This is a genomic window from Nocardia transvalensis NBRC 15921, from assembly GCF_000308875.1.
GTDB lineage: Bacteria > Actinomycetota > Actinomycetes > Mycobacteriales > Mycobacteriaceae > Nocardia > Nocardia transvalensis.
This window is the reverse complement of the sequence record NZ_BAGL01000072.1, coordinates 1-25984: the sequence shown is the minus strand read 5'-3', so window position 1 is coordinate 25984 and position 25984 is coordinate 1. Positions and strand designations below refer to the sequence as shown.

Below are 25984 nucleotides of genomic sequence, written 5' to 3'. Positions count from 1 at the left end.
CACCGAGGCGGTGACGCCATCGATCCGGTTGAGCTTCTTCTCGATTCGCGCGGCGCAGGAGGCGCACGTCATGCCGCCGATATCCAGTTCGATCGACCGCGCGGTGGCGGGTGCGCTCATGAGTGACCTCCTTCGTGATGTCCGGCGGGGCCGTCCGGGGCGGCTGTCGTCGCCTCGGCAGTGAATTCGGCGGTGTGCACCGCGCCGTCGTGCTGGAAGTCCAGGTACAGGCGGTACGCACCGGCGCTGGGCGCCTGCGCGTGGAAGTCGACGCCGGGACCGGCGGGGACCTTCCCGACCTCGCCCTGCGGGTGTACGTGCAGGTAGGAGAGGTCCGTCGCGCGCAATGCGACCAGATGCCCGTATGCGCCCAGGTAGGGCTGCAGGTCGGTGACCGGCTTGCCGTCCCGGGTCACGCTGAAGTGTAGTGCGCCGCCCGCGGTGCTCGGAGCGCCGTCGAGGGTGACCCGGTAGCCGTCCACCTCGGCGGTTCGCGCGATCGGCGGCAACGGCTGGTCGGCGGCGTTTCCCGCGACGGTGACGGTGCGGCTCAGCGTGAGATCCGGTCCGCCGGCGGGGGAGAAGTCGGTGAATACGCGGTAGGTGCCGGGTTCCGCCCACTTCCAGTCGATGGACCAGGTGCCGTCGGCGGCCATGACCGGATGCACGTGGCGGAACTGGCGGGTGTCGGACCGGACGACGATCAGGTGCAGGTCCTTCTCGTGCAGCGGCGTGTACGCGGTGACCGGCGTGCCGTTCGTGCCGAGAATCCGGAACCGCAGGGCGCCGGGCTCGTTGGGCGCGGCCGGGGCCGAGATCTCGGTGAGGGTGTAGCCGTCCCGGCCACTGTGCAATCCGTTGCTCATGGTCTCGCTCGCTGCGCTGTCGTGGGAATCGTCGTGCCCGGAGGCCGGCTCGCCCGGGGCGCCCACCAGGGCGCCGAGGCCGAGCGCGGCTCCGAACAGCACGACCAGCCCGCCACCGAAGGCGGCGAACCGGAGTCTGTCGTTCATCAGCTCGCCACCTGATATCCCGCCTCGTCGACGGCGGCGGCGATCGCGGCGTCGGTGACCGGTGCGGCGGACTCCACCTGCACGCGGCCGCTCGACAGATCCACCTCGACGCCGGTGACCCCGTCGATCTTGCCGATCTCCTCGCGCACCGACGCCACGCAGTGGCCGCAGGTCATTCCGGTGACGGTGTAGGTGCTGGTCGCCATGATCGACTCCTTCATCGTTGTCCTATACGGTGTGGGGGTATCGCCCCGACGAGTTCGAACATACCCCCCATGGGTACCAAACGCAAGCGATCGGCAGGTTCGGATCGTGTCGGCGGCCGTCGTGTCGGCACATGTCACCCCAGCGCATTACGCTTGGGGCTCGTGCTTTCTGTTGTGCCCAGTCCCGTGGTCGTGCGGGCGCCCTCGAAGGTGAATCTGCACCTCGGGGTGGGTGATCTGCGTGCCGATGGCTACCACGAGCTGACCACGGTGTTCCAGGCCCTGTCCCTGAGTGACGACGTGGAGATCGCGCCGTCCGCATCGCTCACGGTGCGGGTCAGTGGCGAGGGCGCCGCCGAGGTGCCGACCGACCGGACCAACCTGGTGTCCAAGGCCGCGGTGCGGCTGGCGCATCTGGCCGGGCGGGCGCCGCTGGTGGAGATCTCCATCCGTAAGGGCATCCCCGTCGCGGGCGGGATGGCCGGCGGCAGCGCGGACGCGGCGGCGGCGCTGGTCGGGCTGAACGAACTATGGGATCTGGGCCTCTCGCGCGACGAACTCGCGGGCGTCGGCGCCGAACTCGGCAGCGATGTGCCGTTCGCGCTCTACGGCGGGACCGCCCTGGGCCGGGGGCGCGGGGAGAAACTGCTACCCGTGCTGTCCCGCAACAGTTTTCACTGGGTGCTGGCACTGGCCAAGGGCGGCCTGTCCACCCCCGCGGTGTACCGCGAGCTGGATCGCCTGCGCGAGCACGGCGATCCGCCGCGACTGGGGGAGCCGCAGCAGCTCATGCAGGCCCTGGCCTCGGGTGATCCGGCGCTGCTGGCCCCGCTGCTGAGCAACGATCTCCAGGCGGCGGCCCTGTCGCTGAAGCCGGAACTGCGCCGCACCCTGCGCGCCGGGGTGACCGCGGGCGCCCTCGCGGGCATCGTGTCCGGTTCGGGCCCCACCTGCGCGTTCCTCTGCGCCAGCGAAGACGCCGCCGTCTCGGTCGCCGCCGAACTCTCCGGCGCGGGGGTCAGCCGGAGCGTGCGGACGGCGAACGGCCCGGTGCCGGGGGCCCGTGTGATCGGGGACCCGCCGCACCGGGCCTGATCTGGCCGGCGGGTGTCCTCAGCCGAGAGTGTCGGCGAGGCGGTCGACCTGGTTGGGGTCGCGGCCGTAGCAGTAGAGCATTACCTCGTCGGCGCCTAGATCCTCGAACTGCGTGAGGGCTGTGCGGATCGTGGCGGGTGTGGCGAGCATGCCCTCGACCATGAACTCCGCGCGTCCGCTGAACTCGTAGTACGCGGACATTCGGGTGCGGGCGTCCTCGATTACCGAATCCGCGCCGAGGGCCACGTTGACCTGGGCGACGATGCGGGGTTCGCCGGGGCGGCCGTGGTCGCGCCAGGAGCGGCGCACGGTGTCGAAGAGCCCACCGGCCCACGAGGGCGCCGCGGCGGCGAGGAATCCACCGCCCCAGCGGCCGACGCGATCGAGGGCGGCGGGCTGGAAGCCGCCGAACAGCAGTTCCGGACCGCCCGGCGTGTGTGGTGCGGGGCCGATCGGACCGCAACTGTCGCTGTAGGACTCGCCCGACCACAGGCGGCGCATGAGGCCGATCTGCTCGTCCAGGCGGCGGCCGCGGGTGCGGATATCGGTGCCGGACGCCTCGTGGTCGTCGTCGCGACCGCCGACGCCGAGACCCAGGACGAACCTCCCGCCGGTCATCCGGTCCAGGGTGGCGGTCTGTTTGGCCAGCAGCGCGGGATCGCGCAGCGGAGCGATCAGGACCTCGGTCTGCACCTTGATCCGGCTGGTCGCGCCGGCGAGCAGGGCGAGGGCGACCAGCGGTTCCGGATTGTCGTAGACGAGCCGGTCGAGCAGGCCGAGGGTGGTGAAGGGACCGGCCTCCGCGCGGCGGGCCCAGTCAGGCAGAACGGTGGGGTCGGCGATCGGCAGTCCGAGTCCGACGTGCATGGGATCCTCCGGAAAATAGGGTGGGCAAATTACGCCGCCCACTCCTCGCCTGCTGATCGAGGCGGGGCTCCCACTCTGCGGCTTCGTTCCTGGAGAGCGCCTGTCGGATTGATCGTGAGAGTAGCCGCCGGTGCCGCGCCCCGGCAAGCCGCGTCCGCAGCCCCGGTACGCTTTCCTTCGGTAACTTCCGGTACGGCACGCGGCGCGCAGAAGGATTCATGGCCAACCTGATCAATCTCGAACAAGTCCACAAGAGCTTCGGCGTCAAGCCGCTGCTGGACGACGTCTCCCTCGGGGTGCAGGAGGGAGAACGGATCGGGGTCGTGGGCCTGAACGGCGGCGGGAAGACCACGCTGCTGGAAGTGCTCACCGGAATCGAGGAGCCCGACAGTGGGCGGGTCAGCCGGCGCGGGGACCTGCGCATCGCGGTCGTGACCCAGCGCGGCGTCCTGCCCGAGGGCGCCACCGTCGGCGAGGTGGTGCTGGCCGGTCTGGCCGACGACGCGCGCACCGACGGTGTGGCCGAGCACGAATGGGCCGCGAACCCGCGCATCCGCGGCGTGCTGGAGGGAATCGGCATCGCCGACCTCGGTATGGACGCTGCGGTCGCGAACCTGTCCGGCGGCGAGCGCCGCCGGGTGGCGCTGGCGGCGGCGCTGGTCCGCGAACTGGATCTGCTGGTCCTCGACGAGCCCACCAACCACCTGGACGTCGAGGGCGTGCAGTGGCTGGCCGAGCACCTGCTCTCCCGGCGCAGCGCGCTGGTCGTGGTGACCCACGATCGCTGGTTCCTCGACACCGTCGCGACCCGCACCTGGGAGGTGGTGGGCGGCAAGGTCGAGACCTACGAGGGCGGCTACAACGACTGGATCTTCGCCCGCGCCGAGCGCGCCCGCCAGGCCGACGCCAGCGAGGCCCGCCGCCGCAACCTCGCGCGCAAGGAACTGGCCTGGCTGCGCCGCGGCCCCCAGGCCCGCACCTCCAAGCCCCGCTACCGAGTCGAGGCCGCCGAATCCCTGATCGCCGACGTCCCACCCCCGCGCGACACCGTCCAACTCGCCTCCTTCGCCCGAAAGCGCCTGGGACGCGTAGTAGTCGAACTCGAGGATGTGACCCTCACCGTCCCCGGCGAGTCCACCTCTCCTTCCCCCGGCACGCTTTCGGCCGGGGGACGCGAGCTGGTGCGCGACCTCACCTGGCGCTTGGCCCCCGGGGAGCGCGCGGGCATCGTCGGCGTGAACGGCTCCGGTAAGACCACGCTGTTGCGGGCGCTGGCCGGGGATGTGGAACCGGTGTCCGGCAAGCGGATTCAGGGGCAGACCGTCCGGATCGGGTGGCTGCGGCAGGAACTCGACGATCTGCCCACGAATATGCGTGTGCTGGAGGCGGTTGCGGAGGTCGCCGAGCGAACCATGCTGGGCGACCGCGAGATCACCGCGAGCCAGCTCGCCGAGCGGCTCGGTTTCACGCCCGCCAAACAGCGCACCCCGGTCGGCGATCTGTCCGGTGGCGAGCGCCGCCGCCTGCAGCTGACCCGCATCCTCATGAGCGAGCCGAACGTGCTGCTGCTCGACGAGCCCACCAACGACCTCGACATCGATACCCTGCAACAGCTCGAGGACCTGCTCGACGGCTGGCCGGGCACCCTCGTGGTCATCAGCCACGACCGCTACCTGATCGAGCGCATCTGCGACACCACCTGGGCGCTGTTCGGCGACGGCAAACTCACCAATCTCCCCGGCGGCATCGAGGAGTACCTGCGCAAACGGGCCGCGCAGAGCGAGTCGCGCCGCCCGGCGTCCGGCGGTTCGTCGAATTCGCCCGCCCCCGCGACGGATTCGGCCGCCTACCGCGCCGCCCGCAAGGAGTTCGGCCGCCTCGAGCGCGCCCTGGAGAAGCTCACCGAACGCGAGCGGAAACTGCACACCGCCCTGGCCGAGGCCGCCACCGAACCGGACCGCCTGGTCACCCTGGGCGCGGAGCTGAAACAGGTGCAGGCCGAGAAGGACACCACCGAGGAGCGCTGGCTGGAACTGGCCGACGAGGTCGGCTAGTTCACAGCGCCTGGTCCAGCGGCGGGACCGGCAGGCAGGTGCGCACGAAATCGGCGCCGAAGCCGGTGAGAACGACGCTGCGATAGAGGATCTTGGTGCCGAAGCCCGCCCGCTTCACCAGGCGGCGCACCTCGGGCTGCGACTCCAGCAGCTGGTAGCGGGCCGGATTGTCGAGCGGATCGCGGGTGGTCTCCACCAGGCCCAGCCGGCGCAGGTTGGTGAGGTAGGTGTCGACCCGGCCGGTGAAGCGCAGCGCGGCGTCCTCGCCGATCATGTTGAGCCCCGATTCGACGCGCTGCCCGCCCGGGCTCAGCGGCCGCCCGGTCCGGATGTCGAGCACCGGTTGTGCCCCATCGAGATACAGGAAGCGCAGGATGCGCGCCTCGTCCGGCGCTATCTCGGTGAGGATGCGCGCGAAGGCCGGATGGTCGGCGTCGTCGTCCGCGCCGTGCACGCTCGCCGACATCCGCAGCAGTTCGGCGCCGCGTTCGCGCAGGCCCGGATCGCCGCTCACCGGGCGGTGGTCCGGCGCGGGGACGCCGAGCGCGCGGCGCACCGAATCCCGTACCTGCTCACCGGCATCCGAGAGCACGTCGCGCGGCGGGCGCCCGGCCATACTGCCCCGGACCACCGTGTCGGCGACGCCGATCGCCGTGCCCACACCCCAAGCCGTCGCCTCGGTCACCGCCGAGAACGCCACGCGCACCACGCCGGTCGCGGTGCGCACCGTGGAAGGCCTTCGCGCGGTGGAGTTTTCGGGCACGGCCAGCTCGGCCGCCGGCCGCGGGACGAGTTCTGTGGAGTCTGAGCTGTCGCTGGGGTCCGGTCCCGTCATATCCATTGGGTCGCAATCGCCGTTCCGAAGATCAGGATATGAGCGTAACCGGCGAACAGCCCGAGCACACCGCCGTGCACGAACAAAAGCCATTCGTCCTGCTTGATGGCGGAACGCAACATGTCGACGAAATCCGGCGGGGACAGCGCGGCCATCTGCTTGGCGATGTACTGGCTGACGTTCTTGCTCTGTTGCGCGTTGAACGCCGGATCCGCGAACGCGACGGGCGCGAGATCCTTACCGGCGTCGGCGAATCGGGTCTGCAGCGTCTCGTAGTCGCGGCTGCCGATCATGAACTTCAGCGCGCCGCGCGCCGGGCCCAGCGCCCGGTCGGTCGCGGGCCGGAGAGTGTCCTCGAGGACCTGCATGGTGCGGTCCGAGCGCGGGCCGTTGAGCAGTTCGTCCCCGACGTTGGCGACGGTCACGACCTGACTGGCCACCAGATCCGCGTAGCCCTGGGTGATCTCGGACTGCCGCTTGATGAGCAGGCCCTGCCGCCACGGGCACCACCACTTCGGATAGGCCGGTTCGAAGATCAGGTTGATGCCGATCCAGTTCACCACCCAGCCGATGATCACCCCGCCGATCGGCAGCACCGCCAGCACCGGCCAGTGCGTCAGATGCAGGATGCCGACCAGGACCGCGCCCATCGGCGCGCCGAAGTAGAAGCCGAAGTTCTGCATGAACCGCAGCTCCTTGGCGCCCAGCACCTGGAACACCATGTTGAGCAGGTGCGGCCGGGACTGGAAGTAGCGGATCACCATGGACTTGACGTCGAGGAGCTGCTCGATGTTGTTCCCGAGTTCCTCGGTCAGTTCCCGCAGGATGTCGGGCAGCTGCTGGCGCACCCGCTCGTGCACCATCTCGCGGACCTGGGTGGGCAGGTTGTACCAGAGCTGGGGATGCTCCCGCGTCGCGATGTCCTCGACGATGTCGCGGATCTGCTCCTCGGCGAGCGTGGTCAGATGTTCGGCGAGGGCGTCGGGTTCCAGCTCGCGATAGAAGTCGGCGACGCTGCCCAGCTTGGCCAGGCCCTTGTCGACGGCGATGGACGCCATCTTGTCGGCGCGCGAGGGGACGATGCCCTGCCATCCCGTCCGGCCGTCGAACTGCAGCAGCGGCAGCACCTGAATGCGCTTGGGGAGGTAGGGGAACAGCCATCGCAGGCCCGGCACCCGCACGCCGTGGAAGCGCAGCGGCTTGAACAGCATCAGCACGCCGGTCCAGTTGGTGATGTAACCGATGACGCCGGTGAACAGCGGGATCGTGATCAGTTCCGCCAGGATGGTCGGGTGGATATGGAAAACGCTGTCTAGCACGACACCCTCCTGCCGACCCCGATACCGGTGACCGCCGCCTCACCGGCACCTCAACGTACCCCGTCGGCTGGGGGGACCTTACTGTGGATTCAGGAATCCGGTCCACTTCCGACCGGATCTGGCCCGTGGCCGGGAGAGGTGGGAGACTTCGGTCACACCGCTCGTCCGGAATGTCGCATCGGACATCGGCTACCGGAAGAATGACGGCCACCACAGCAGGGGCAATAATGTGAGCGTATTCGGGCTCACCCAAGCGATATTCGGAGAAGCACGGAGAAGCACGTGGCAGACGACAGGACCGGACGGGACGTGGTCCGACCCGGTTCCCGCGCCGTGGAACGCAGCTCTGACGCGGAGCAGCGGCAGATAAGCAACGAGGCACGCCTCATCCGCGGCGTATTCCGTGCCGCCGGGCTGGCGGCGGGTACCGCCGTGCGCGGCGGGCAGTGGGCGGTCGGTACCACCTACGAGGTGACCAGGCAGATCACGCAGGCGGCGCTGGACGGCGAGTCGTCCACCGAGATCGCCGAGCGGGCCGGCGCGGCGCTGCAATCGGTGGCCCGCAATATCCTCGGCGTCACCGAGGGGTCGGTGCGCGAGATCGTCAGTTACGTCCCCACCGGCAACGGCCACAGCCACACCACCACGCAGGCCATCCCGGGCGGCTATGTGCGGTCGGCCAGCCTGGACGACCTGCGCCGCCGCGGCGAGGCCCTGCTGGCCCGGTCGGCCGACGTCTACTTCACCGAGGACGTCCACCCCGCCTACGACCGCATTCTCGATCAGATCGCTCCCGACGAGGCCCGCATCCTGCGTTTCATGGCGCTCAACGGGCCGCAGCCGGCGGTCGACGTGCGGACCAACCGGCCGCTGGGCATCGGTTCGGAGCTGGTGGACGGCGATCTGACCTCGGTTCCCGAACAGGCCGGGGTGCGTTATCCGGACCGGGCGCGGCTGTATCTGATCAATCTGAACCGCCTCGGACTGCTCGTGACCTCCGAAGATCCGGTGGTATTGAGCCGCTATATGGTGCTCAAGGTGCAGCCGGTCGTGGAGACCGCGCTCAAACGGGCCGGTCGGGTGCCCAAGATCGTGCGAAAGAGTCTGCGACTGACGGAGTTCGGCGAGGACTTCTGCAAAACCTGCTTCGCGATCAACGGGTCGTAACGCGCCTGATAGCGATCCGATACAAATTTGCCCATCTGTGAGGAATCGCCTCTTTCGGGTGGGATTGTGGAGTTATGGATTCCGACGCCGTCTCCGCGATCAGCCGGCTGAAGTTCCGGTACCTGCGGGCACTCGACACCAAATCCTGGGACGACTTCGCCGACACCTTGATCCCCGAGGCGACGGCGACCTACAGCGAGTACCTGCAGTTCGAATCGCGCGACGCGTTCCTGGCATTCATGCGCAACACCCTCGGCCCGCACGTGATCACCGAGCACCGCTGCGACCATCCCGAGATCGACGTCGAGGGCGACAGCGCCACCGGCACCTGGTACCTCGCCGATACCGTCCTCATCCCGGGTCACAACATGCTGCTGCGTGGTGCGGCGTTCTACAACGACCGGTACGTCCGATGCGACGACGGCCGCTGGCGCATCGCCCACACCGGCTACGAACGCACCTACGAGGTGGTCCTCTCCCTCTCCGACCTCCCCAGCCTCCGCCTCACCTCCAGCCGCTGGGGGCTGATCGCCCGCGAGCCAGGGATGACGCCGGATACCGAGGGCCCCTCCCCGGACAACTCCGAAACCATGGGCTAGCGCCCCCACCACCGTTTCCCGGCATGCTTTTGGCCGGGATCTCGCGAGATCCCGGCCAAAAGCGCGCCGGAAAACGGGGGCGGCCGAAAGGAGGCCGGGCTCAGTCGGTGGCGGCGACCAACGGCTCCAGCGTGAGGTCCCCCATTTCCTTCTGGATGTACTGCAGCCGCCACTTGTCGCTGAACAGGGCGAGGATCGCGCCGTCGGTGCGGGTGAAGACCTCGACGCCGCGCTGGCGGTCCAGTTCCGGGGCCGAGGCGGCGTCGGTGCGGCGGGCGAGCTGGAACGGCAGGTGGTTGAGTTCGGTCTCGACGTTGAATTCGGCCTGCATGCGGGCGGTCACCACCTCGAACTGCATGGGACCGACCGCGGCCAGGACCGGCGAGGCGTCGCCGCGGGTGTCGTTGCGCAGCACCTGCACGACGCCCTCGGAGTCGAGCTGATCGATGGCCTTGCGGAACTGCTTGTACTTCCCGGCGCTGCGGGCGCTGAGCGCGGCGAAATGCTCGGGCGCGAACGACGGGATCGGCGGGAACTCCACCTTCTTGTCGACGAACAGGGTGTGGCCCGGCGCCAGCGCGGTGGCGTTGACCAGGCCGACCACATCGCCCGGATAGGCGGTGTCGACCGTGTTGCGCTCCCGGCCGAAGACGGTGAGGGCGTATTTGGTGGCGAACGGGCGGCCGGTCTGCGCGTGCGTGACGACCATGCCGCGCTCGAATTCGCCGGACACGATGCGCATGAACGCCAGCCGGTCGCGATGGGCCGTATCCATTCCCGCCTGCACCTTGAATACGACCGCGCTGAACGGCGACTGCGGGTCCCGCGGCGTGCCGTCGACGTCGGCGCGCGGGCCGGGCGCGGGCGCCAGCGCGACCAGCGTGTCCAGCAGCTGGCGCACGCCGAAGTTCAGCATGGCCGAGGCGTAGATGACCGGCGAGGTGTGCCCGGCCAGGAACAGCTCCTGATCGTGGTCCTGCCCGGTCGCCGACAGCAGTTCGCTCTCCTCGGCGGCCGTGGTCCAGACGTCGTCCTCGCGCTCGGCCGCCTGCTCCGGGCTGTAGGACTCCTCCGGCGCGATGGTGGCGCCGCCGGCGGTGCGGGTGAAGTGGATGTACTCGGTCGCCTCGCCGTCGACGCCGCGGCGTAGCAGGCCGCGGAAGTCGCCGGCGATGCCGACCGGGAGGAACAGCGGGGTCGGGGTCAGCCCGATGCGCTCGGTGATCTCGTCGAGCAGTTCCAGCGGGGCGCGGCCCGGCCGGTCCCACTTGTTGATCACGGTGATGACCGGGATGCCGCGATGGCGGCACACCTGGAACAGCTTCAGGGTCTGCGGCTCGAGGCCCTTGGCGGCGTCGATGAGCATGACCGCGGCGTCGACGGCGGTCAGCACCCGGTAGGTGTCCTCCGAGAAGTCGGAGTGGCCCGGAGTGTCGACCAGGTTGATCACGCACCCGCCGTATTCGAACTGCAGCGCGGTCGAACTCACGGAGATGCCGCGCGCCTTCTCCATCTCCATCCAGTCCGAGACGGTCGAGCGGCGACCGGCCTTGCCGTGGATGGCCCCGGCCTCGGCGATCTTCTTCGCGTGCAGCGCGAGCGCCTCGGTGAGCGTGGACTTACCGGCGTCGGGGTGCGAGATCACCGCGAACGTACGCCGCCGCGCGGCCTCCTCGGCCAGCCCGGACGCGGCCGGCGTGACCACGTCGGCACTACCAGTCGGGGAATTCACGGAACGGCTCCTCTACGCGGGACGGGCAACCGGTCCAGGCTACCGGCGCTGCCGCTCTCGGCGCCGTTCGGGGGCATCGCTGAGCAGGGGTGCCGATGCGGGAGTGCCGGTCCGTGCGTGCTACTCTTCTCGGGTTGTCTCGGCGAGGGTGAGCCCTTGTGCGCACCGTGATCGACGCGGCCCGGTTTCCGGCCGTCCTAGTTCGGTCTTCGCCAGACTGAGCAGACCCCGGTCAGGTCCGTCCCTGACCCAGTGAAGCAGACCGACCGCCCGGAGAACCGTAGGAGTTCATCTGTCATGTCCGACGCCAGCCTTCTCGAAGCCAACGTTCGCACCGAATTCGGCAAGGGCGCCGCACGCCGCACTCGCCGGGACGGCAATGTGCCCGCGGTGCTGTACGGCCACGGTGAGGCCCCCAAGCACCTGGCGGTGAACGCCCAGGCCTTCGCCGCGATCCTGCGCGAGCACGGCACCAACGCCGTGCTGAACCTGGAGATCGACGGCAAGAAGCAGCTCGCGCTCACCAAGTCCGTTGTGGTGCACCCGATCCGCCGCTACATCGAGCACGCCGACCTGCTGATCGTCAAGCGTGGCGAGAAGGTCGTCGCCGACGTGCACGTCGTGCTCGAGGGTGACGCCGCGCCGGGCACCCTGGTCACCCAGGACGCCAGCACGCTGGCCGTCGAGGCCGACGCGCTGAACATTCCGGAGGAGCTGACGGTGTCGATCGAGGGCGCCGAGGTCGGCACCCAGATCACCGCCGCCCAGGTCACGCTGCCCAAGGGCGCCACCCTGGCCGCCGACCCGGAGACGCTGGTCGTCAACATCGTCGCCGCCACGGCCGCCGATGTCGCCGAGCCGGAGTCCGAGGGCGAGACCGAAACCGAGGGCGAGAGCGCCGAATAAGGCCCTCGCACACCCTTCTTCGATGACCGAGTCGACCGCGCGGCCGGACGGGTCGGGGCCCGCGCTCGTGGTCGGCCTGGGTAATCCCGGGTCCGAGTACGAGCGCACCCGGCACAATGTCGGCTTCCTCGTCGCCGACGCGCTCGCGGGGCGCGTCGGCGGGCGCTTCACCGTGCACAAGAAGTCCGGCGCCGACCTGGTGGAGGCCCGGCTGGACGGGCGCAAGGTCCTGCTGGCCAAGCCGCGCAGCTACATGAACGTCTCCGGCCGTCCGGTCGCCGCGCTGGCCCGCTTCTTCTCGGTGCCCGCCACCGACGTGATCGTCGTCCACGACGAACTCGACCTGCCGTTCGGCACCGTCCGGCTCAAGCGCGGCGGGGGCGAGGGCGGCCACAACGGCCTGCGCTCGATCTCCAGCTCGCTGACCACCAAGGACTACCTGCGGGTCCGCTTCGGCATCGGTCGCCCGCCCGGCCGCCAGGACCCGGCCGACTTCGTCCTCAAACCGTTCTCCTCGGTCGAGCGCAAGGAAGTGCCGGTGGTGGTCGAACAGGCCGCCGATGCGGTGGAGATGCTGCTGCGTGTGGGGTTGGAAACCGCGCAGAACCAATTGCACTGAGTTTCCGGCCAAGAGCGTGCCGGAAAAGCGATGGTGTGCCGGAAAGCGATGGTGTGCCGGAGTCTGTGAAGTGGGCTCCGCTAGCCCTCCTCGATCGCGGGCATAGGGATACCGTCGAGGAATCCGGGCTGGCGGGACGCGTCCACCAGTTCGAGGGCCGCGCCGATGCTGTCCACGCGGTGGTAGGCGAACGATCGGCCGTAGGGGCAGCCGGAGAACTCGGACGGGAAACCCGCCCGGTCGAGCCGGTCGGAACCGGCGGTGAGTGAGGAACTCCAGAACCCCAGGTGATGGAAGTGCGGGCCGTCGCTCGCGTCCCACGGGCTGCCGGGGCCTGCTTCGATGAGTTCGAAGTACGGCGGGCCGCCCACGGAGAACACGATGCGAAAGTCCCAGTCCCCGATGCGATCCCGGCGGATCTCGCGCCATTCGACCCCGGCGCTCGCGGTCAGGTCGGCCATCGCCCGTTCTAGCTCCGCGACGGCGAAACACACGTGATAGAAGGCGGTCACCGGCCGTGTCCCGCGGCGAAGGCGGCGACCGCGTCGAGGAAGCGGTCGAGTTCGGCGGTGGTGACGAAGCAGTGCGGGGAGGCGCGGACCACGGAGTCGAGGTCGCGGGCCGTCATGTCGAGCAGCGTGGAGCCGCGGTGGCTGACGGTCACCGTGATGTCCTGTTCGCGCAGATGGTCGCGGATATCGACCGGCGGCACGCCGTCGAGGGTGAACGACACGATGCCGCTGTGCCGGGTCCCCAGGTCGCGCACGGTGATGCCCTCGATCTGCGGCAGCGTCTTGCGCAGGTACTCGGCATTGGCGGCGACCGCGGCGTAGACGTTCTCGGGACCGAGTTCGAGCAGGTAGTCGACCGCCGCCCCGAGGCCGAGGCGGGCCGCGACATCGTGCTCCCAGAACTCGAACCGGGAGGCGTCGGCCGCCAGGCGGTACTCCTGCGGGCCCGTCCACGACGCACCGTGCAGATCCAGGCGCGCCGGTTCCATGGCCGCGGCCAATTCCGGTCGCACATAGAGGAATCCGGTGCCGCGCGGCCCGCGCAGCCACTTGCGGCCGGTCGCCGACAGCGCGTCGACGCCCAACTCCTCGACATCGAGCGGGAGCTGGCCCGCCGACTGGCACGCGTCCAGCAGCACCAGCGCGCCCACGCGGTGCGCCGCCCGGGCGGCCTCCGCCACCGGGTTGACCAGGCCGCCGTTCGTCGGCGCGTGCAGCAGGGACACCAGCTTCACCCGCTCGTCGACCTGGTCGGCGAAGGCGTCGACATCGATCTGCCCGGCCGGATCCGTGGGGATCGCCTCGACCGTGGCGCCGGCGGCCCGGGCGCGCTGCAGGGCGGCGATGGCGTTGCTGGCGTAGTCCGAGCCCGAGACGAGGATGCGGTCGCCGGGCGCCAGCGGCACCGAGTAGAAGAAATCGGCCCAGGCCCGGGTCGCGCTGTCGCTCAACGCGATACCGGACGGGTCGGCGTTGATCAGGGCGCCGATCGAGGACTTCACCGCCGCCAGGTCGTCCAGGCGTTCGCCGGCCGCCCGGTAGCCCCCGATCTCCGCCTCGCGGCGCAGGTGCGCGATCACCGTATCGAGCACGACGCGGGGCGGCAGGGACGATCCGGCGCTGTCGAGGAAGACCGGAGACGGGGTCGGGCTGTCGTCGTAGGCGGGGATGTCGGCGCGAAGTCGGGTCTGATCCAGCACCTCACCGACGATAGAAGACGCCGGATTTGTCCTGGTGAGTGCGGGTCGTCGGCAGACCGTCACGAATTTTTCAGAATTCTTGTCGGTCGGCCCCGTTACTCTGGGTCGGGTCGGCGGAGGGCAGTGGTCCGGTCCTTCACGGCACAGCTATCGGCGGCACGGCTGCGGCGGCTGGCGTCGGGTCAGTCACGGCAGAGTGGAGGTAGACATGGCTATCACGGCGGTACGGGCCCCGATCGGTGCGGGCGCCGAGCTCTCCTCCAGAGCGGCGGCCGAGGCGTACGTGGGCGGCGTCTGCTTCAAACAGGGCCCACCAGCGCTGATCGGTGCCGAACTCGAGTGGCTCACCGCGCAGGACGGGCCGTCGGCACCGGGCGGGCGTCCGGAACTATCCGAGCTCGCGAATGCCCTCGGGCCGCACGCGCCGCGGTCCCTCTCCGCCGAATCCCCGGCTCTGCCGTTGCCGGGAGGCAGCCGGGTCACCGTCGAACCCGGTGGTCAGATCGAACTCTCCAGCGCCCCGTTCGGGGCCGCCGCCGAATTGTGTGAGCGCCTGCGCGAAGACGCGCATCTCCTCGAGACGTTGCTACACACCCGGTCCATCCGCATTCTCTCCGGCGCCGCCGATGCCGCCCGCGACCCCTCGCGGGTGCTGCAACTGCCGCGGTACCGGGCCATGGAGCGCAGTTTCGACGGCATCGGCCCGTTCGGCCGGCTCATGATGTGCAATACCGCCGCGACGCAGGTGAGCGTCGACGCGGGCGCCGACCCGGCCGAGGTGGCCGCCCGCTGGACCGCGCTCTACGCCGTCGGCCCCGCGCTCCTGGCCGCCTTCGCCTGTTCCCCCGACCTGGCCGGCGCCCCCGCGGGCGTCTGGGCCTCGCAGCGGATGCGGGCCTGGCTGCGGCTCGACCACGCGCGCACGCGCCCGTCGGTGCGGCACTGGTCCGATCCGGTGACCGATTACGGCCGCTGGGCGCTGGACGTGCCGCTGCTGTGCGTGCGGCGCGCCGAGGGCGAACAGGACTGGGCGGCGCCGCCCGGCGCGACCTTCGCCGACTGGCTCTGCGGTGCGCTCGACGACGAGGTCGGCCGCCGCCCCGAGGCCGCCGACCTGGACTATCACCTCTCGACCATGTTCCCGCCGGTCCGCGCCTCGGGACATCTGGAGGTGCGCTACCTCGACGCGCAACCCGGCGACGCGTGGAGCGTCCCGATCCACGCGTTCGAGGCGCTGATGTCGACGCCGGCCGTGGTCGCCGAGGCCACCCGGCTGGCCGCGCCGGTGGCCGATCAATGGCTGGAGGCGGCGCGCGGCGGCCTGGCGGATCCGCAGATCCGTTCGGCGGCAGTGGATCTGCTCCTGCTCGCCGCCACGCACGCCGCGACGCCGGGAGCCGCCGGCGAACTGCTCGCCGCCGCCCATCGATGTCGCGCCGGCCGCACACCCACGGGCGAGGTCGCCGTCCATCCCCGCAGCGAGGCGGGGGAATGACGCGCCGGGACGCTCCCCTCGACGAATTCGGAGTTCTCTCATGACTGTTCATCTCACCGGGACCGACCGTGCCGACACCGAACGGCTGCGCGAGCGGATCGCCGACGTGCTCGAGCGCTCGCGGGCCAGGACGGCCGCGCTGACCGACTGCATCGATGAGGCGGAGCTGGTGGCGCAGCATTCGCCGCTGATGAGCCCGCTGGTCTGGGACCTGGCGCATATCGGCAACCAGGAGGAGCTGTGGCTGATCCGCGATGTCGGCGGCCGCGAGCCGGTGCGCGCCGATATCGACCACCTCTACGACGCGTTCCAGCATCCGCGGGCGGACCGTCCCGCCCTGCCGCTGCTCGATCCGGACGAGGCCCGCGGATACGTGGGCACCGTCCGGCTGAAGGTCTGGGATGTGTTGTCGAGCCATGCGTTACGCGGCGCCCGGCTGGTCGACGGCGGATTCGCCTTCGGCATGATCGCCCAGCACGAACAGCAGCACGACGAGACCATGCTCGCCACCCATCAGCTGCGCGCGGGCGGGCCGGTGCTGACCGCCGCGCCCGCACCGGCCGCCCGGGCCGGGGCAAGCGGTGAGGTCGTCGTTCCGGCCGGCGAATTCACGATGGGCACGTCGAGCGAACCGTGGGCGCTGGACAACGAGCGCCCCGCGCACCGGGTGCACGTCCCCGCCTTCGCCATCGACGCCGCACCGGTGACGAACGCGCAGTACCAGGAGTTCATCGCCGACGGCGGCTACGAGCGTCCCGAGCTGTGGTCCGAGCGCGGCTGGGCCCATCGCACCGAGGCGGGCCTGCGCGCCCCGCAGTTCTGGGAGAACGACGGCGGAAGTGGCTGGTGGCGAAGGGTTTTCGGAACGTTGCAGCCGGTGCGGCCGCAGCAGCCCGTGGTGCACGTGTGCTGGTTCGAGGCGGAGGCGTACGCCGCCTGGGCGGGTAAGCGCCTGCCCACGGAGGCCGAATGGGAGAAGGCGGCCCGATTCGATCCGATCACCGGTCGCACGCGCCGCTACCCGTGGGGCGACGCCGATCCCACCGAGGCCACCGCCAATCTCGGCCAGCGGCACCTGGAACCGGCCGAGGTGGGCGCCTATCCGGCGGGCGCGTCGCCGGCGGGCGTGCATCAGCTGATCGGCGACGTCTGGGAGTGGACCTCGTCGGGTTTCGAGGCCTACCCGGGTTTCGAGGCGTTCCCGTATCGCGAGTACTCGGAGGTGTTCTACGGCGGCGACTACAAGATGCTGCGCGGCGGCTCCTTCGGTACCGATCCGGTCGCCTGCCGCGGCACCTTCCGCAACTGGGACCACCCGATCCGCCGCCAGATCTTCTCCGGCTTCCGCCTGGCCCGCGACCTGCGAGCGGACGAGCGCTGATGTGCCGGCACCTGGGCTATCTCGGCCCGCCGGTTCCCGTCGGTGAGATGCTCACCCGCGGCACGCATTCCCTGCGCACCCAGTCCTGGGCGCCGCGGGAGATGCGCGGGGGCGGCACGATCAACGCCGACGGTTTCGGGGTCGCCTGGTGGGTTCCGGAGTTCGTCCTGCCGGACGAGGGCACGGGCGTGGGCGACGGCCGGGTGGCCGGGCGGATCGGCGGCCGTGCGCCGATCACGCTGCGGGCCAGCCGCTATCGGAACCCCGCCCCGATCTGGACCGACCCGGCGGTGGACGAGGTGCTGCCGCAACTGCGGTCGCGGGCGGTGCTCGCGGCGGTGCGGTCGGCGACGGTCGGCATGCCGGTGGAGCGCACCGCCTGCGCCCCGTACACCCACGGCCGCTGGGCATTCAGCCACAACGGCGTCGTGCCCGAGTGGCGGCGGGTGCTCGCCGAGGTCGCCGCGGAGTCGGGCGCGCCGGCGCTGCTGGACGCCGAATCCCACACCGATTCGGCGGTCCTGTGGGTGATCCTGCGCGAACTCCTCGAGGCGCCGGACGCGTCCCGGAACGGTTCCGCCGACGGATACGCGGTGGCCGATACGGCCGAATCCTGGACCCGCGTCGAGTCGGCACGAGAGGACCGGGAGCGGCCCGCGCGAATCCTGAGCCGGCTGGCCTCGGCCGTGCTGGCCCGTGCGCCGCGGGCACGGCTGAATCTGCTGCTCGGTGACGGCGAAACCCTCTGGGCCACCACCGCGTACCACTCGCTGTCGGTGCTGGTCACCGACGAGGCGGCGGTGGTCGCCTCCGAACCCTACGACGACGATCCGCGGTGGCAGCCCGTCGCGGACCGGCAGCTGGTGACGGCCCAGCCCGGCCACCTGTCCGTCGTCCCCCTCGAATCCGTCGAATCCGAAAGGGCGCGTTCATGACCGCACCGACGCTGGAGATCCACCTGACCGACGACGACCTCACCGCCGCATTGCGGTCGGACGCGCGGCGCGGCCTCACCGCGACACCGAAGTCGTTGCCGCCCAAGTGGTTCTACGATGCCCGGGGCAGCGAGCTGTTCGAGGAGATCACCGCGTTGCCGGAGTACTACCCGACCCGGACCGAGCGGGCCCTGCTGGAGCGGGTCGTCGGCGAGATCGCCCGGATCGCGCAGGCCGAGGTGCTGGTCGAACTCGGATCGGGGTCGGCCGCCAAGACCCGCCTGCTGCTCGAGGCCCTGAGCGCCGAGGGCCCGCTGAAAACGTATGTTCCGCAGGATGTCTCGGTCTCGGCGCTGCGGGGCGCCGCCGAGCAGATCGTCGCGGAGTTTCCCGGGCTCGCGGTGCACGGGGTGGTCAGCGATTTCACCGAGACTCTGCACAACCTGCCGCGCGGCGGCCGGCGCATGATCGCCTTCCTCGGCGGCACCATCGGCAACCTGGTCCCCGCCGAGCGCGCCGAATTCCTGGCGGGCATCCAGGAGGTCCTGGAACCGGGGGAGCAGCTACTACTCGGCGCGGGACTGGTGATCGACCCCGCGATCCTGGTCCCCGCCTACGACGACGCCGCGGGCGTCACCGCCGAATTCAACCGGAACGTGCTGTCGGTATTGAACTCCCGCCTGCACGCCGACTTCGACCCGCAAAGCTTCCGCCACGTGGCGCTGTGGGACGCGCGGAACGAATGGATCGAGATGCGCCTCGAGGCCACCCGCGAGATGACCGCCACCGTCGCCGACCTCGACCTCACCGTCCACTTCGACGCGGGCGAGCAGATGCGCACGGAGATCTCCGCCAAGTTCCGAATCGAGGGTCTCACTGGGGAATTGGATGCGGCTGGGTTCGATACCGAGAAGGTGTGGACGGACCCGGAAGATAGGTTCGCCCTGGTCCTGGCCGCCCGTCGCTGACGCCCCGCTCATTCCCGTCGCTGACGCCCCGCTCATTCCCGTCGCTGATACCCCGCTCATTCCCGTCGCCCACGCCCCGCCTTTTCCCGGCACGCTTTTGGCCGGGATCCATGGTGACCCAGCTGGTTCCGGTGAATTCCGGCCAAAAGCGTGCCGGAAAACGGGCGTGCTGCGGCGGGTCTACTCGCCCCCGACCACGGCACCCAGCCACTCGATAAGTGGCCGCATAGCCTCCCAGGACTTGCGGATCTCCTTGGCGGCGCGCGGGCTCTCCAGCCAGTCCGGGCAGCCGAATTGCTTGCTCACCAGCAAGGATTTGTGGCGCAGGAGGTCGATGCGGGGGTGGTCGGCGGAGTAGCCCTTGGGTTGGGTTTTGAGTTTGTCGCCGCCGGTGGGGTAGCCGGACTTGGTCAGTTTCGCGAGGATTCGTTCCAGTTCGGCCCCGCGGACCTCGTCGTCGATCGTGGCGCGCAGGCGGGCCAGCTGTCCGGGGGAACTGGCGTAGATGCCGCCGGCGACGAACAGGCCGGGCGCGCCGATCTGCACGTACCAGCCGGTGCCCGGCGCGACGTGGACGATGGCGCCCTGATGGTCCTTGTAGGGCTTCTTGTCCTTCGAGAACCGCACATCCCGATAGGGACGGAAGATCTTGGCGGCGCCGAAATCCCCCTCGAGTTCGGCGATCAGCGCGGTCATCGGCTGCTTCACCGACTGCTCGTAGACGTGCTTGTTGGCGGTCCAGAACGCCTTCGAGTTGTCGGCTTCCAGATCCTCGTAGAAGTCCAGCCCCGCGATCGGGAACCCCGCGAACTCGCTCATGCCGACCAACTTATCGCGACGGTCCGACGCGTCGCTCAGTCGCCGGGCTGGTCGCGGATCTCCATGGCGGCCGCCTCGGCGGGACGGTCGTCTTCGGCGCGCTGTTCGTCGCGGTGGCGGCGGCGGGTCCACTCCTGGTCGAGTTCGCTGGCGATGCCGAGGCGGCCGGTGTCGTCGTTCTCGTGGTAGCGGATGACGAGATCGTCCGGAGGATCGGCGATATAGCGCTCGTACTCGCGGACCTCGTCGGCCTGCTCGTCCTCGCCCATGTCGTAGTCCAGATTCTCGCGCTCGTCGTCACCCATCTCGAACACCTCGTCCATCAATTGATCCGCTCTTGCCCCGGCACGCTCGTCGCTGGGGTCGGAATCCTCGGCCATGGTGCACCTCTCTTCGCAGGCCAGCTCACCGGTAGCAAACCACTGCGAACCTCCCTAACGCTACCGCTTCCGAGGCGTGAAGTGGGATAACGGGAGAGTTCCCGGCCAAAAGCACGCCGGGAACATGGGGTGGTGGCTACGCCGGGAACATGGGGTGGTGGCTACGCCGGGAACATGGGGTGGTGGCTATGCCGGGAAGGTGGGTGGTGGCTACGCCGAATCGCGGGTAGCTGGCCCCGAGACGGCGGAAGGCCCCACCGCCATTCCGGCGGTGGGGCCCTCTCGTCGTTTTTCCGGCGTGCTTTTGGCCGGAAAAGAACTAGGCCGAGCCGTTGAACAGGCCCGTCACCGACCCGTTCTCGAAGACCTCGCGGATGGTGCGGGCCAGGAGGGGGGCGATCGTCAGCACCGTCAGCGTCGGGAACTTCTTGTCCTCGGTGATGGGCAGGGTGTTGGTGACGATCACTTCGCGGGCGCCGCAGGCCGACAGCCGCTCGGCGGCGGGCTTGGACAGCACGCCGTGGGTGGCGGCGATGACCACGTCGCCGGCGCCGGCCTCGCGCAGCACGCGGACGGCCTCGGCGATGGTGCCGCCGGTGTCGATCATGTCGTCGATCAGGATGCAGGTGCGGCCGTCCACGTCACCGACCGGGCGGTGCGACTTGACCTGGTTGGGCACCAGCGGGTCGCGGGTCTTGTGGATGAACGCCACCGGGGCGCCGCCGAGCGAGTCGGCCCACTTCTCGGCGACCTTCACGCGGCCGGCGTCGGGGGAGACGACGGTGACGTTGTCGGTGCTGTAGTGGTTGCGCACGTACTCCGACAGCTGGACCAGCGCGTGCATGTGGTCCACCGGGCCGTCGAAGAAGCCCTGGATCTGGTCGGTGTGCAGGTCGACGGTGATGATCCGGTCCGCGCCCGCGGTCTTGAGCAGGTCGGCGACCAGGCGGGCGGAGATGGGCTCGCGGCCGCGGTGCTTCTTGTCCTGCCGCGCGTAGGGATAGAACGGCAGCACCGAGGTGATCCGCTTGGCCGACCCGCGCTTCAGCGCGTCCAGCATGATGAGGTGCTCCATCAGCCACTCGTTCAGCGGGGCCGGGAAGCCCTGCATGACGAACGCGTCCGAGCCGCGAACGGATTCCTCGAACCGGACGAAGATCTCTCCGTTGGCGAAGTCGCGGGCAGTTTGCGGAGTGATCGGAACGTCGAGTTCCTTCGCCACCTGCTCGGACAACTCGGGGTGAGCGCGCCCCGAGAACAGCATCAGGTTCTTCTGATTATCGGTCGAGAACGCGGTCACTCTGTGTTGCCATCCTTTTGCTCGGTTGCTTGACTCGCCCTGTCATCGGCCTTTGTCGCGTCGGCCGCCGCCTGCGCCGCAGCGGTCCCAGGTCGTTTCCGCTGCACCCAGCCCTCGATATTGCGCTGTGCTCCGCCCGAGATCGCGAGCGCTCCCGGCGGAACGTTTCTCCGCAGCACAGTACCTGCTGCCGTATAGGCGCCGTCGCCCACGGTCACCGGGGCTATGAACATCGTGTCACTACCGGTGCGCACATGGGAACCCACGACCGTGTGGTGTTTGTTCACCCCGTCGTAGTTGACGAACACGCTGGACGCGCCGATGTTGCTGTACTCGCCGATGGTGGCGTCGCCGACGTAGGTCAGATGCGGCACCTTCGAATGCGCGCCGACGGTGGCGTTCTTGGTCTCGACGAAGGCTCCGAGCTTGCCGGAGACGCCCACGACCGTGCCGGGGCGTAGGAAGGTGAAGGGTCCGATGGTCGCGCCGGGTCCGATGGTCGCGCCCTGGCCGTGCGTGCGCACGACCGTCGCGGCGTCGCCGACCACCACGTCGGTGAGGGTCGAGTCCGGCCCGATCTCGGCGTCCTCGCCGATGACCGTAGTGCCCAGCAGCTGCACGCCGGGCCGCAGCACCGCGTCGCGGCCGATCCGGACACCGGCGTCCACCCAGGTGGTGGCCGGATCGATGACCGTGACCCCGGCCCGCATGTGGCGCTCCAGGATGTAGCGGTTGAAGATGCGGGCGGCCGCGGCGAGTTGCACGCGGTCGTTGACGCCGGTCACCTTGGCCGCGTCGACCAGCCGTGCGCCGTGCACCGGGTGGCCGCCCTCGCGGGCCAGCTTCAGCACATCGGTCAGATACAGCTCGTGCTGCGCGTTGGCGGTGGTGAGGCGTCCGATCATGGTGCGCAGCACCGCGGCGTCGAAGACGTAGACGCCTGAGTTGACCTCCGTGATGGCGGCCTGCTCCGGGGTGGCGTCGGCGTGCTCGACGATCTCGAGGACGTGGCCCTCGGCGTCGCGCACGATGCGGCCGTAGCCGTTCGGATCGTCGGGCGCGAAGGTCAGCACGGTCACCGCCGACCGCTGCGGATAGCTGTTGTGCTCGCTCAGCAGAGCGGACAGGGTGTCGCCGTCCAGCAGCGGGACATCGGCCGAGGTGACCAGCAGATCACCGGAGAAGTCGTCCGGCAGCGCCGACAGCGCGCACTGCACGGCGTGCCCGGTGCCCAGCTGCTTCTCCTGCACCGCGGGGGTGATCTCGCGACCCAGTTCCGCCGCAACGGAATTCATCGCCGCGCCGACCTGATCGCGATCGTGGCCGATCACGGTGATGAGGTAGGCGGGGTCGATCTCGTTCGCCGCATGCAGCGCGTGCGCGAGCATGGAGCGGCCGGCCATCGAATGCAACACCTTCGGGGTCTTGGACCGCATTCGAGTTCCGGCACCGGCTGCGAGAACGACGACGGCGGTCTGCTGTGGCATGGATCTCCCTCGGCTGCCTGTCATCGTGTGGGCTGTCCCTCGGTCACTTCGGTCCTCGGTCACCGCGGGCACTGCCGATCGACCTTAGGGCATCGTGCCGGCCGACCGCGGTCACCGCGCCCCCGAGCTCCGCCGCCAGGACTCGAACCTGGACTAACTGAACCAAAATCAGTGGTGCTGCCATTACACTACGGCGGATTGTCGCACCGGCGGAGAGAACCCGTCCGCCGTCACGTCACGGCACGCGGGAATGATCCTCGCACGCCGAGCCGCAAAGGGCCACTTTCCCGGCCGGAAGGCAACCGTATGCCGCGAGGCGCGGGGTGCCGCGCGCGGGGGCGGCGGAGTCTGGAAGAGTTGTCGTGCGAGTCGGCCGGGAATCGTAGGGAGGCGGTGGGATCGATGAGTTCGGGTGAGCACCGGACGCCGCGTCCCCGCATGACCGGAACCCAGCGCCGCCAGCAGCTGATCGAGATCGGCCGGGCGCTGTTCGCCGAGCGTGGCTACGACGCCACCTCCATCGAGGAGATTGCCCAGCGCGCCCAGGTCTCCAAACCCGTTGTCTACGAACATTTCGGCGGGAAGGAAGGTCTGTACGCGGTGGTGGTCGACCGGTAGATGTCGACGCTGCTGGACATGATCACCTCCTCGCTGACGCAGAACCGCTCGCGGGTGCGGCTGGAGCAGGTGGCACTGGCGTTGCTGACCTATATGGAGGAGCGCACCGACGGCTTCCGCATCCTGATGCGCGATCAGCCGGTCTCGGCGGCGGAGGGCACGTACTCCAGTCTGCTCAACGAGGCGGTCAATCAGGTCGCCCATATTCTCGGCGGCGATTTCGAGCGGCGCGGTTTCGACACCAGCCTGGCGACGATGTACGCGCAGGCGCTGGTCGGGATGGTGGCGACCGCCGCGACCTGGTGGCTCGACGAGCGCGAGCCCTCCAAGGAAGTGGTCGCCGCGCATCTGGTGAACCTGTGCTGGAACGGGCTGACGCACCTGGAGGCCGACCCGCAACTGGCCTCCGAATGGCCGAGCGGTGCAGCAACATAGGCCGCGACGCGCCCGCCCGGGGGGATAACAGGGGAAGAACTGGACGGTTAACCCAAAATTAGCGAAGGAGGCTGGGCTGAATGCTCGATTCCGCAGACTCGGGCCTGTCGGGTGGTACGGTTCACCCATCCTTCGAGTGCTGTTCGAGCTGTGATGTCGGTCTACTTCGGGATGTCGGTCTACTTCAGGATGGCTGGTTTGATGACAGGCGGATCCGATGGCTAGGCAAGCGCGTGCGGAGATCACTCGCGATTCCGTCCTCGCGGGCGCGGCCGATGTCTTTCTGCGCCTGGGCTACGCGAACGCGAGTCTGAGCGAGATCATCGCGCAGTCCAATGTGACCAAGGGCGCCTTGTACTTTCACTTCGGCTCCAAGGAGGAGCTGGCGCGCGCCGTGGTCGACCAGGGCAACGAGCGACTGGTGAGCGCCTGCCAGGGATTCTTCGATCCCCGGGTGCCCGCGCTGGAGGCGAGCATCGGCATCACCTACGTGGTCGCCGATCTCACCATGAACGATCCGATGGTGGGCGCGATGCTGAAACTCACCCACCAGATCGGCGACTACCGCGGCGCCACGGGCGAGAACATCGCCAAGACCTGGGGTGAAACGCACCGGTTGCTGGCCGAGCGGGCCATCTCCCAGGGCGACCTGAAACCGGAGCTGGATCCGGAGACGATCGGCCTGCTGCTGCAGGAGCTGAGCGCCGGCGTGCACATCACCGCCGTCGGCACCGATTCGATCGACCAGATGGCCACCCGCATGGAACGCATGTGGTATTTCCTGCTCCCGTCGATCGTCCCGGACGAGAAGGTGGCGTACTTCCGCGAGTTCGCGGCCCGGCGATTACGCCGCTACGTGCCGTAATTCGGCCTCCGCTGTGTGGAGGTAGGCACAGTGCTGGTGGGTGGAAATGCTGTCGGAGCCCGTGGCTAGACTCGGTGGGCCGCCCTAAATCGCTGATCTGCGCCAGGAGTCTGCCCCATGCCCACCCGTCGTCCACCTCTCGCGGGACTGGCCGCGGTGGCCGGTGCCGATGCCGCGCTGACCCGGGTCGAAGGCCTGCTCGGGCGCTCACCCGTGCAACTGGTGGCGCCGTCGGCGGCGCGCCCGTTCGTGGCGTCGACCTTGGCACGGCAGCGCCCGCTGGTCGTGGTGACGGCGACGGGCCGTGAGGCCGACGACCTGACGGTCGAGCTGGCCGAGATCCTCGGCGAGGGCGTCGCGCTGTTCCCGTCGTGGGAGACGCTGCCGCACGAGCGGCTGTCCCCGAGCGCCGATACGGTGGGCCGCCGCCTGCAGGTGCTGCGGCGGCTGGCGCATCCCGAAGACCCGCTCCACCCCGAGCCGCTGCGAGTCGTCGTCACCACGGTGCGGTCGCTCGTCCAGCCCATGGCGTCGGGCCTCGGCGATATCGAGCCGATCGTCCTGCGTACGGGCACCGAGCACGATTTCGACGAATTGCCCTCGCGCCTGGTGGAATTCGCCTACGAGCGGGTCGACATGGTCGGCAAGCGCGGCGAATTCGCGGTGCGCGGCGGCATCCTCGACATCTTCCCGCCCACCGCCGACCATCCGGTGCGCGCGGAGTTCTGGGGCGACGAGGTGACCGAACTGCGCCCCTTCTCGGTGGCCGACCAGCGGTCGCTGCCCGACGTCGAGGTGGATGTCGTTGTGGCGCAACCCTGCCGGGAACTGCTGCTGACCGCGGATCTGCGGGTGCGTGCGGCCGAGGTCGCGGCGGAGAACCCGTCCGACGCGGCCCTGGTCGAAATGCTGGAGAAGCTGGCCCAGGGCATCCCGGTCGAGGGTATGGAGGCGCTGCTGCCCGTACTGCGGCCCGGCGGCCTCCAGTTGCTCACCGAGGTGCTGCCCGAGCAGACCCACGTCCTGCTGTGCGATCCGGAGAAGATCCGCACCCGCGCCGCCGATCTCGTCCGCACCGGCCAGGAGTTCCTGGAGGCGTCGTGGACGGCCGCGTCGTTCGGCGGCGCGGCGCCGCTCGGGGCGCACGGGCTGGACCTGGCGGCCTCGGCCTACCGCGG

At 69.6% G+C, this 25984-nt stretch carries 24 protein-coding genes, 1 tRNA gene and 2 pseudogenes; 13 read left to right on the top strand and 14 right to left on the bottom strand.

The genetic code is table 11. The annotated features are described in order from the left end of the window. The 3 genes from ON41_RS43495 to ON41_RS26895 all read right to left on the bottom strand — a co-directional run. On the bottom strand, positions 1 to 120 hold a 120-nt coding region (locus ON41_RS43495; protein WP_157185635.1), incomplete at its 3' end, for a cation transporter. Beyond that, on the bottom strand, positions 117 to 1013 hold the full coding sequence (locus tag ON41_RS26900) for a DUF8832 domain-containing protein (protein WP_040750622.1): 897 nt from the start codon (positions 1011 to 1013) through the stop codon (positions 117 to 119). The genes ON41_RS26900 and ON41_RS43495, both read right to left, overlap by 4 nt. Next, complete coding sequence (locus ON41_RS26895; RefSeq protein WP_040750632.1) at positions 1013 to 1219, bottom strand: heavy-metal-associated domain-containing protein; 207 nt, start codon at positions 1217 to 1219, stop codon at positions 1013 to 1015. The genes ON41_RS26900 and ON41_RS26895 overlap by 1 nt, the downstream gene beginning before the upstream one ends. A gap of 162 nt (positions 1220 to 1381) precedes the next feature. Between ON41_RS26895 and ON41_RS26890 the strand changes: the two genes are divergently transcribed. After that, positions 1382 to 2314 carry a 4-(cytidine 5'-diphospho)-2-C-methyl-D-erythritol kinase gene (locus tag ON41_RS26890; RefSeq protein WP_040750621.1) on the top strand — a complete coding sequence of 311 codons (933 nt, stop codon included), beginning with the start codon at positions 1382 to 1384 and terminating at the stop codon, positions 2312 to 2314. Between the two features lie 18 nt (positions 2315 to 2332). Here the strand turns inward: ON41_RS26890 and ON41_RS26885 are convergent, their stop codons facing one another. After that, entirely contained in the window at positions 2333 to 3181 is an 849-nt protein-coding gene (locus ON41_RS26885; RefSeq protein WP_040750620.1) for an LLM class flavin-dependent oxidoreductase, read from the bottom strand. A 218-nt stretch (positions 3182 to 3399) separates the two neighbouring features. On the opposite strand from ON41_RS26885, the gene ON41_RS26880 reads away from it, so the two are divergent. Then, positions 3400 to 5235, top strand: a complete 1836-nt coding sequence (locus ON41_RS26880) for an ABC-F family ATP-binding cassette domain-containing protein (protein ID WP_040750619.1) — start codon at positions 3400 to 3402, stop codon at positions 5233 to 5235. Between the two features lies 1 nt (position 5236). Here the strand turns inward: ON41_RS26880 and ON41_RS26875 are convergent, their stop codons facing one another. Together ON41_RS26875 and ON41_RS26870 are read right to left on the bottom strand one after the other, a co-directional pair. After that, complete coding sequence (locus ON41_RS26875) at positions 5237 to 6070, bottom strand: Abi-alpha family protein (RefSeq protein ID WP_169336517.1); 834 nt, start codon at positions 6068 to 6070, stop codon at positions 5237 to 5239. Then, positions 6067 to 7389, bottom strand: coding sequence for a DUF445 domain-containing protein (locus tag ON41_RS26870; RefSeq protein ID WP_083905670.1), 1323 nt, complete (start codon positions 7387 to 7389; stop codon positions 6067 to 6069). The genes ON41_RS26875 and ON41_RS26870 overlap by 4 nt, the downstream gene beginning before the upstream one ends. Positions 7390 to 7671: 282 nt before the next feature. Between ON41_RS26870 and ON41_RS43170 the strand changes: the two genes are divergently transcribed. Further along, entirely contained in the window at positions 7672 to 8556 is an 885-nt protein-coding gene (locus tag ON41_RS43170; RefSeq protein ID WP_083905669.1) for a DUF4393 domain-containing protein, read from the top strand. A 74-nt stretch (positions 8557 to 8630) separates the two neighbouring features. Then, complete coding sequence (locus ON41_RS26860) at positions 8631 to 9155, top strand: nuclear transport factor 2 family protein (RefSeq protein WP_051162562.1); 525 nt, start codon at positions 8631 to 8633, stop codon at positions 9153 to 9155. A gap of 100 nt (positions 9156 to 9255) precedes the next feature. On the opposite strand, the gene ON41_RS26855 is transcribed toward ON41_RS26860, so the two are convergent. After that, a complete protein-coding gene (locus tag ON41_RS26855) occupies positions 9256 to 10887 on the bottom strand; it encodes a peptide chain release factor 3 (RefSeq protein WP_040750618.1) in 1632 nt (543 codons plus the stop codon). 297 nt (positions 10888 to 11184) lie between these two features. Here ON41_RS26855 and ON41_RS26850 point away from each other — a divergent pair, with 297 nt between their 5' ends. Together ON41_RS26850 and pth are read left to right on the top strand one after the other, a co-directional pair. Further along, complete coding sequence (locus ON41_RS26850; protein WP_040750617.1) at positions 11185 to 11793, top strand: 50S ribosomal protein L25/general stress protein Ctc; 609 nt, start codon at positions 11185 to 11187, stop codon at positions 11791 to 11793. Between the two features lie 22 nt (positions 11794 to 11815). Beyond that, positions 11816 to 12412, top strand: a complete 597-nt coding sequence (pth, locus tag ON41_RS26845; RefSeq protein ID WP_051162560.1) for an aminoacyl-tRNA hydrolase — start codon at positions 11816 to 11818, stop codon at positions 12410 to 12412. 80 nt (positions 12413 to 12492) lie between these two features. On the opposite strand, the gene ON41_RS26840 is transcribed toward pth, so the two are convergent. Continuing rightward, positions 12493 to 12924 (bottom strand): VOC family protein, encoded by a 432-nt coding sequence (locus ON41_RS26840; RefSeq protein WP_040750616.1) that lies wholly within the window; start codon positions 12922 to 12924, stop codon positions 12493 to 12495. Then, a complete protein-coding gene (locus ON41_RS26835) occupies positions 12921 to 14123 on the bottom strand; it encodes an aminotransferase class V-fold PLP-dependent enzyme (RefSeq protein WP_040750615.1) in 1203 nt (400 codons plus the stop codon). The genes ON41_RS26840 and ON41_RS26835 overlap by 4 nt, the downstream gene beginning before the upstream one ends. A gap of 208 nt (positions 14124 to 14331) precedes the next feature. Here ON41_RS26835 and egtA point away from each other — a divergent pair, with 208 nt between their 5' ends. Genes egtA through egtD form a run of 4 tightly spaced genes read left to right on the top strand, consistent with a single transcriptional unit; the run spans position 14332 to position 18902 of the window. Next, the gene (egtA, locus tag ON41_RS26830; protein WP_051162558.1) at positions 14332 to 15618 is read left to right on the top strand and encodes an ergothioneine biosynthesis glutamate--cysteine ligase EgtA; all 1287 of its coding nucleotides are present in this window, start codon (positions 14332 to 14334) and stop codon (positions 15616 to 15618) included. 40 nt (positions 15619 to 15658) lie between these two features. Further along, positions 15659 to 16999, top strand: coding sequence for an ergothioneine biosynthesis protein EgtB (egtB, locus tag ON41_RS26825; RefSeq protein ID WP_051162556.1), 1341 nt, complete (start codon positions 15659 to 15661; stop codon positions 16997 to 16999). Further along, positions 16999 to 17934: a class II glutamine amidotransferase domain-containing protein gene (locus ON41_RS26820; RefSeq protein ID WP_040750614.1), complete on the top strand. Its 936-nt coding sequence runs from the start codon at positions 16999 to 17001 to the stop codon at positions 17932 to 17934. Before egtB ends, ON41_RS26820 begins: the two co-directional genes overlap by 1 nt. Next, positions 17931 to 18902: an L-histidine N(alpha)-methyltransferase gene (egtD, locus tag ON41_RS26815; RefSeq protein WP_040750613.1), complete on the top strand. Its 972-nt coding sequence runs from the start codon at positions 17931 to 17933 to the stop codon at positions 18900 to 18902. The genes ON41_RS26820 and egtD overlap by 4 nt, the downstream gene beginning before the upstream one ends. A gap of 180 nt (positions 18903 to 19082) precedes the next feature. On the opposite strand, the gene ON41_RS26810 is transcribed toward egtD, so the two are convergent. From ON41_RS26810 to ON41_RS26790, 5 genes are all read right to left on the bottom strand, one after another. Further along, a complete protein-coding gene (locus ON41_RS26810) occupies positions 19083 to 19721 on the bottom strand; it encodes a DUF2461 domain-containing protein (protein ID WP_040750612.1) in 639 nt (212 codons plus the stop codon). Between the two features lie 35 nt (positions 19722 to 19756). Then, positions 19757 to 20101 carry a hypothetical protein gene (locus ON41_RS26805; protein WP_246460899.1) on the bottom strand — a complete coding sequence of 115 codons (345 nt, stop codon included), beginning with the start codon at positions 20099 to 20101 and terminating at the stop codon, positions 19757 to 19759. Positions 20102 to 20420: 319 nt separating this feature from the next. Continuing rightward, positions 20421 to 21401 (bottom strand): ribose-phosphate diphosphokinase, encoded by a 981-nt coding sequence (locus ON41_RS26800; RefSeq protein ID WP_040750611.1) that lies wholly within the window; start codon positions 21399 to 21401, stop codon positions 20421 to 20423. After that, complete coding sequence (gene glmU, locus ON41_RS26795) at positions 21398 to 22888, bottom strand: bifunctional UDP-N-acetylglucosamine diphosphorylase/glucosamine-1-phosphate N-acetyltransferase GlmU (RefSeq protein ID WP_040750610.1); 1491 nt, start codon at positions 22886 to 22888, stop codon at positions 21398 to 21400. The genes ON41_RS26800 and glmU overlap by 4 nt, the downstream gene beginning before the upstream one ends. A 127-nt stretch (positions 22889 to 23015) precedes the next feature. Continuing rightward, positions 23016 to 23086 (bottom strand) — tRNA-Gln (locus ON41_RS26790). Between the two features lie 240 nt (positions 23087 to 23326). Between ON41_RS26790 and ON41_RS26785 the strand changes: the two are divergent. The 3 genes and pseudogenes from ON41_RS26785 to ON41_RS26775 all read left to right on the top strand — a co-directional run. After that, positions 23327 to 23941: pseudogene (locus tag ON41_RS26785) on the top strand (TetR/AcrR family transcriptional regulator). A 217-nt stretch (positions 23942 to 24158) separates the two neighbouring features. After that, positions 24159 to 24806 (top strand): TetR family transcriptional regulator, encoded by a 648-nt coding sequence (locus ON41_RS26780; protein ID WP_040750609.1) that lies wholly within the window; start codon positions 24159 to 24161, stop codon positions 24804 to 24806. A 117-nt stretch (positions 24807 to 24923) separates the two neighbouring features. Then, positions 24924 to 25984: pseudogene (locus ON41_RS26775) on the top strand (transcription-repair coupling factor); the annotation flags it as partial.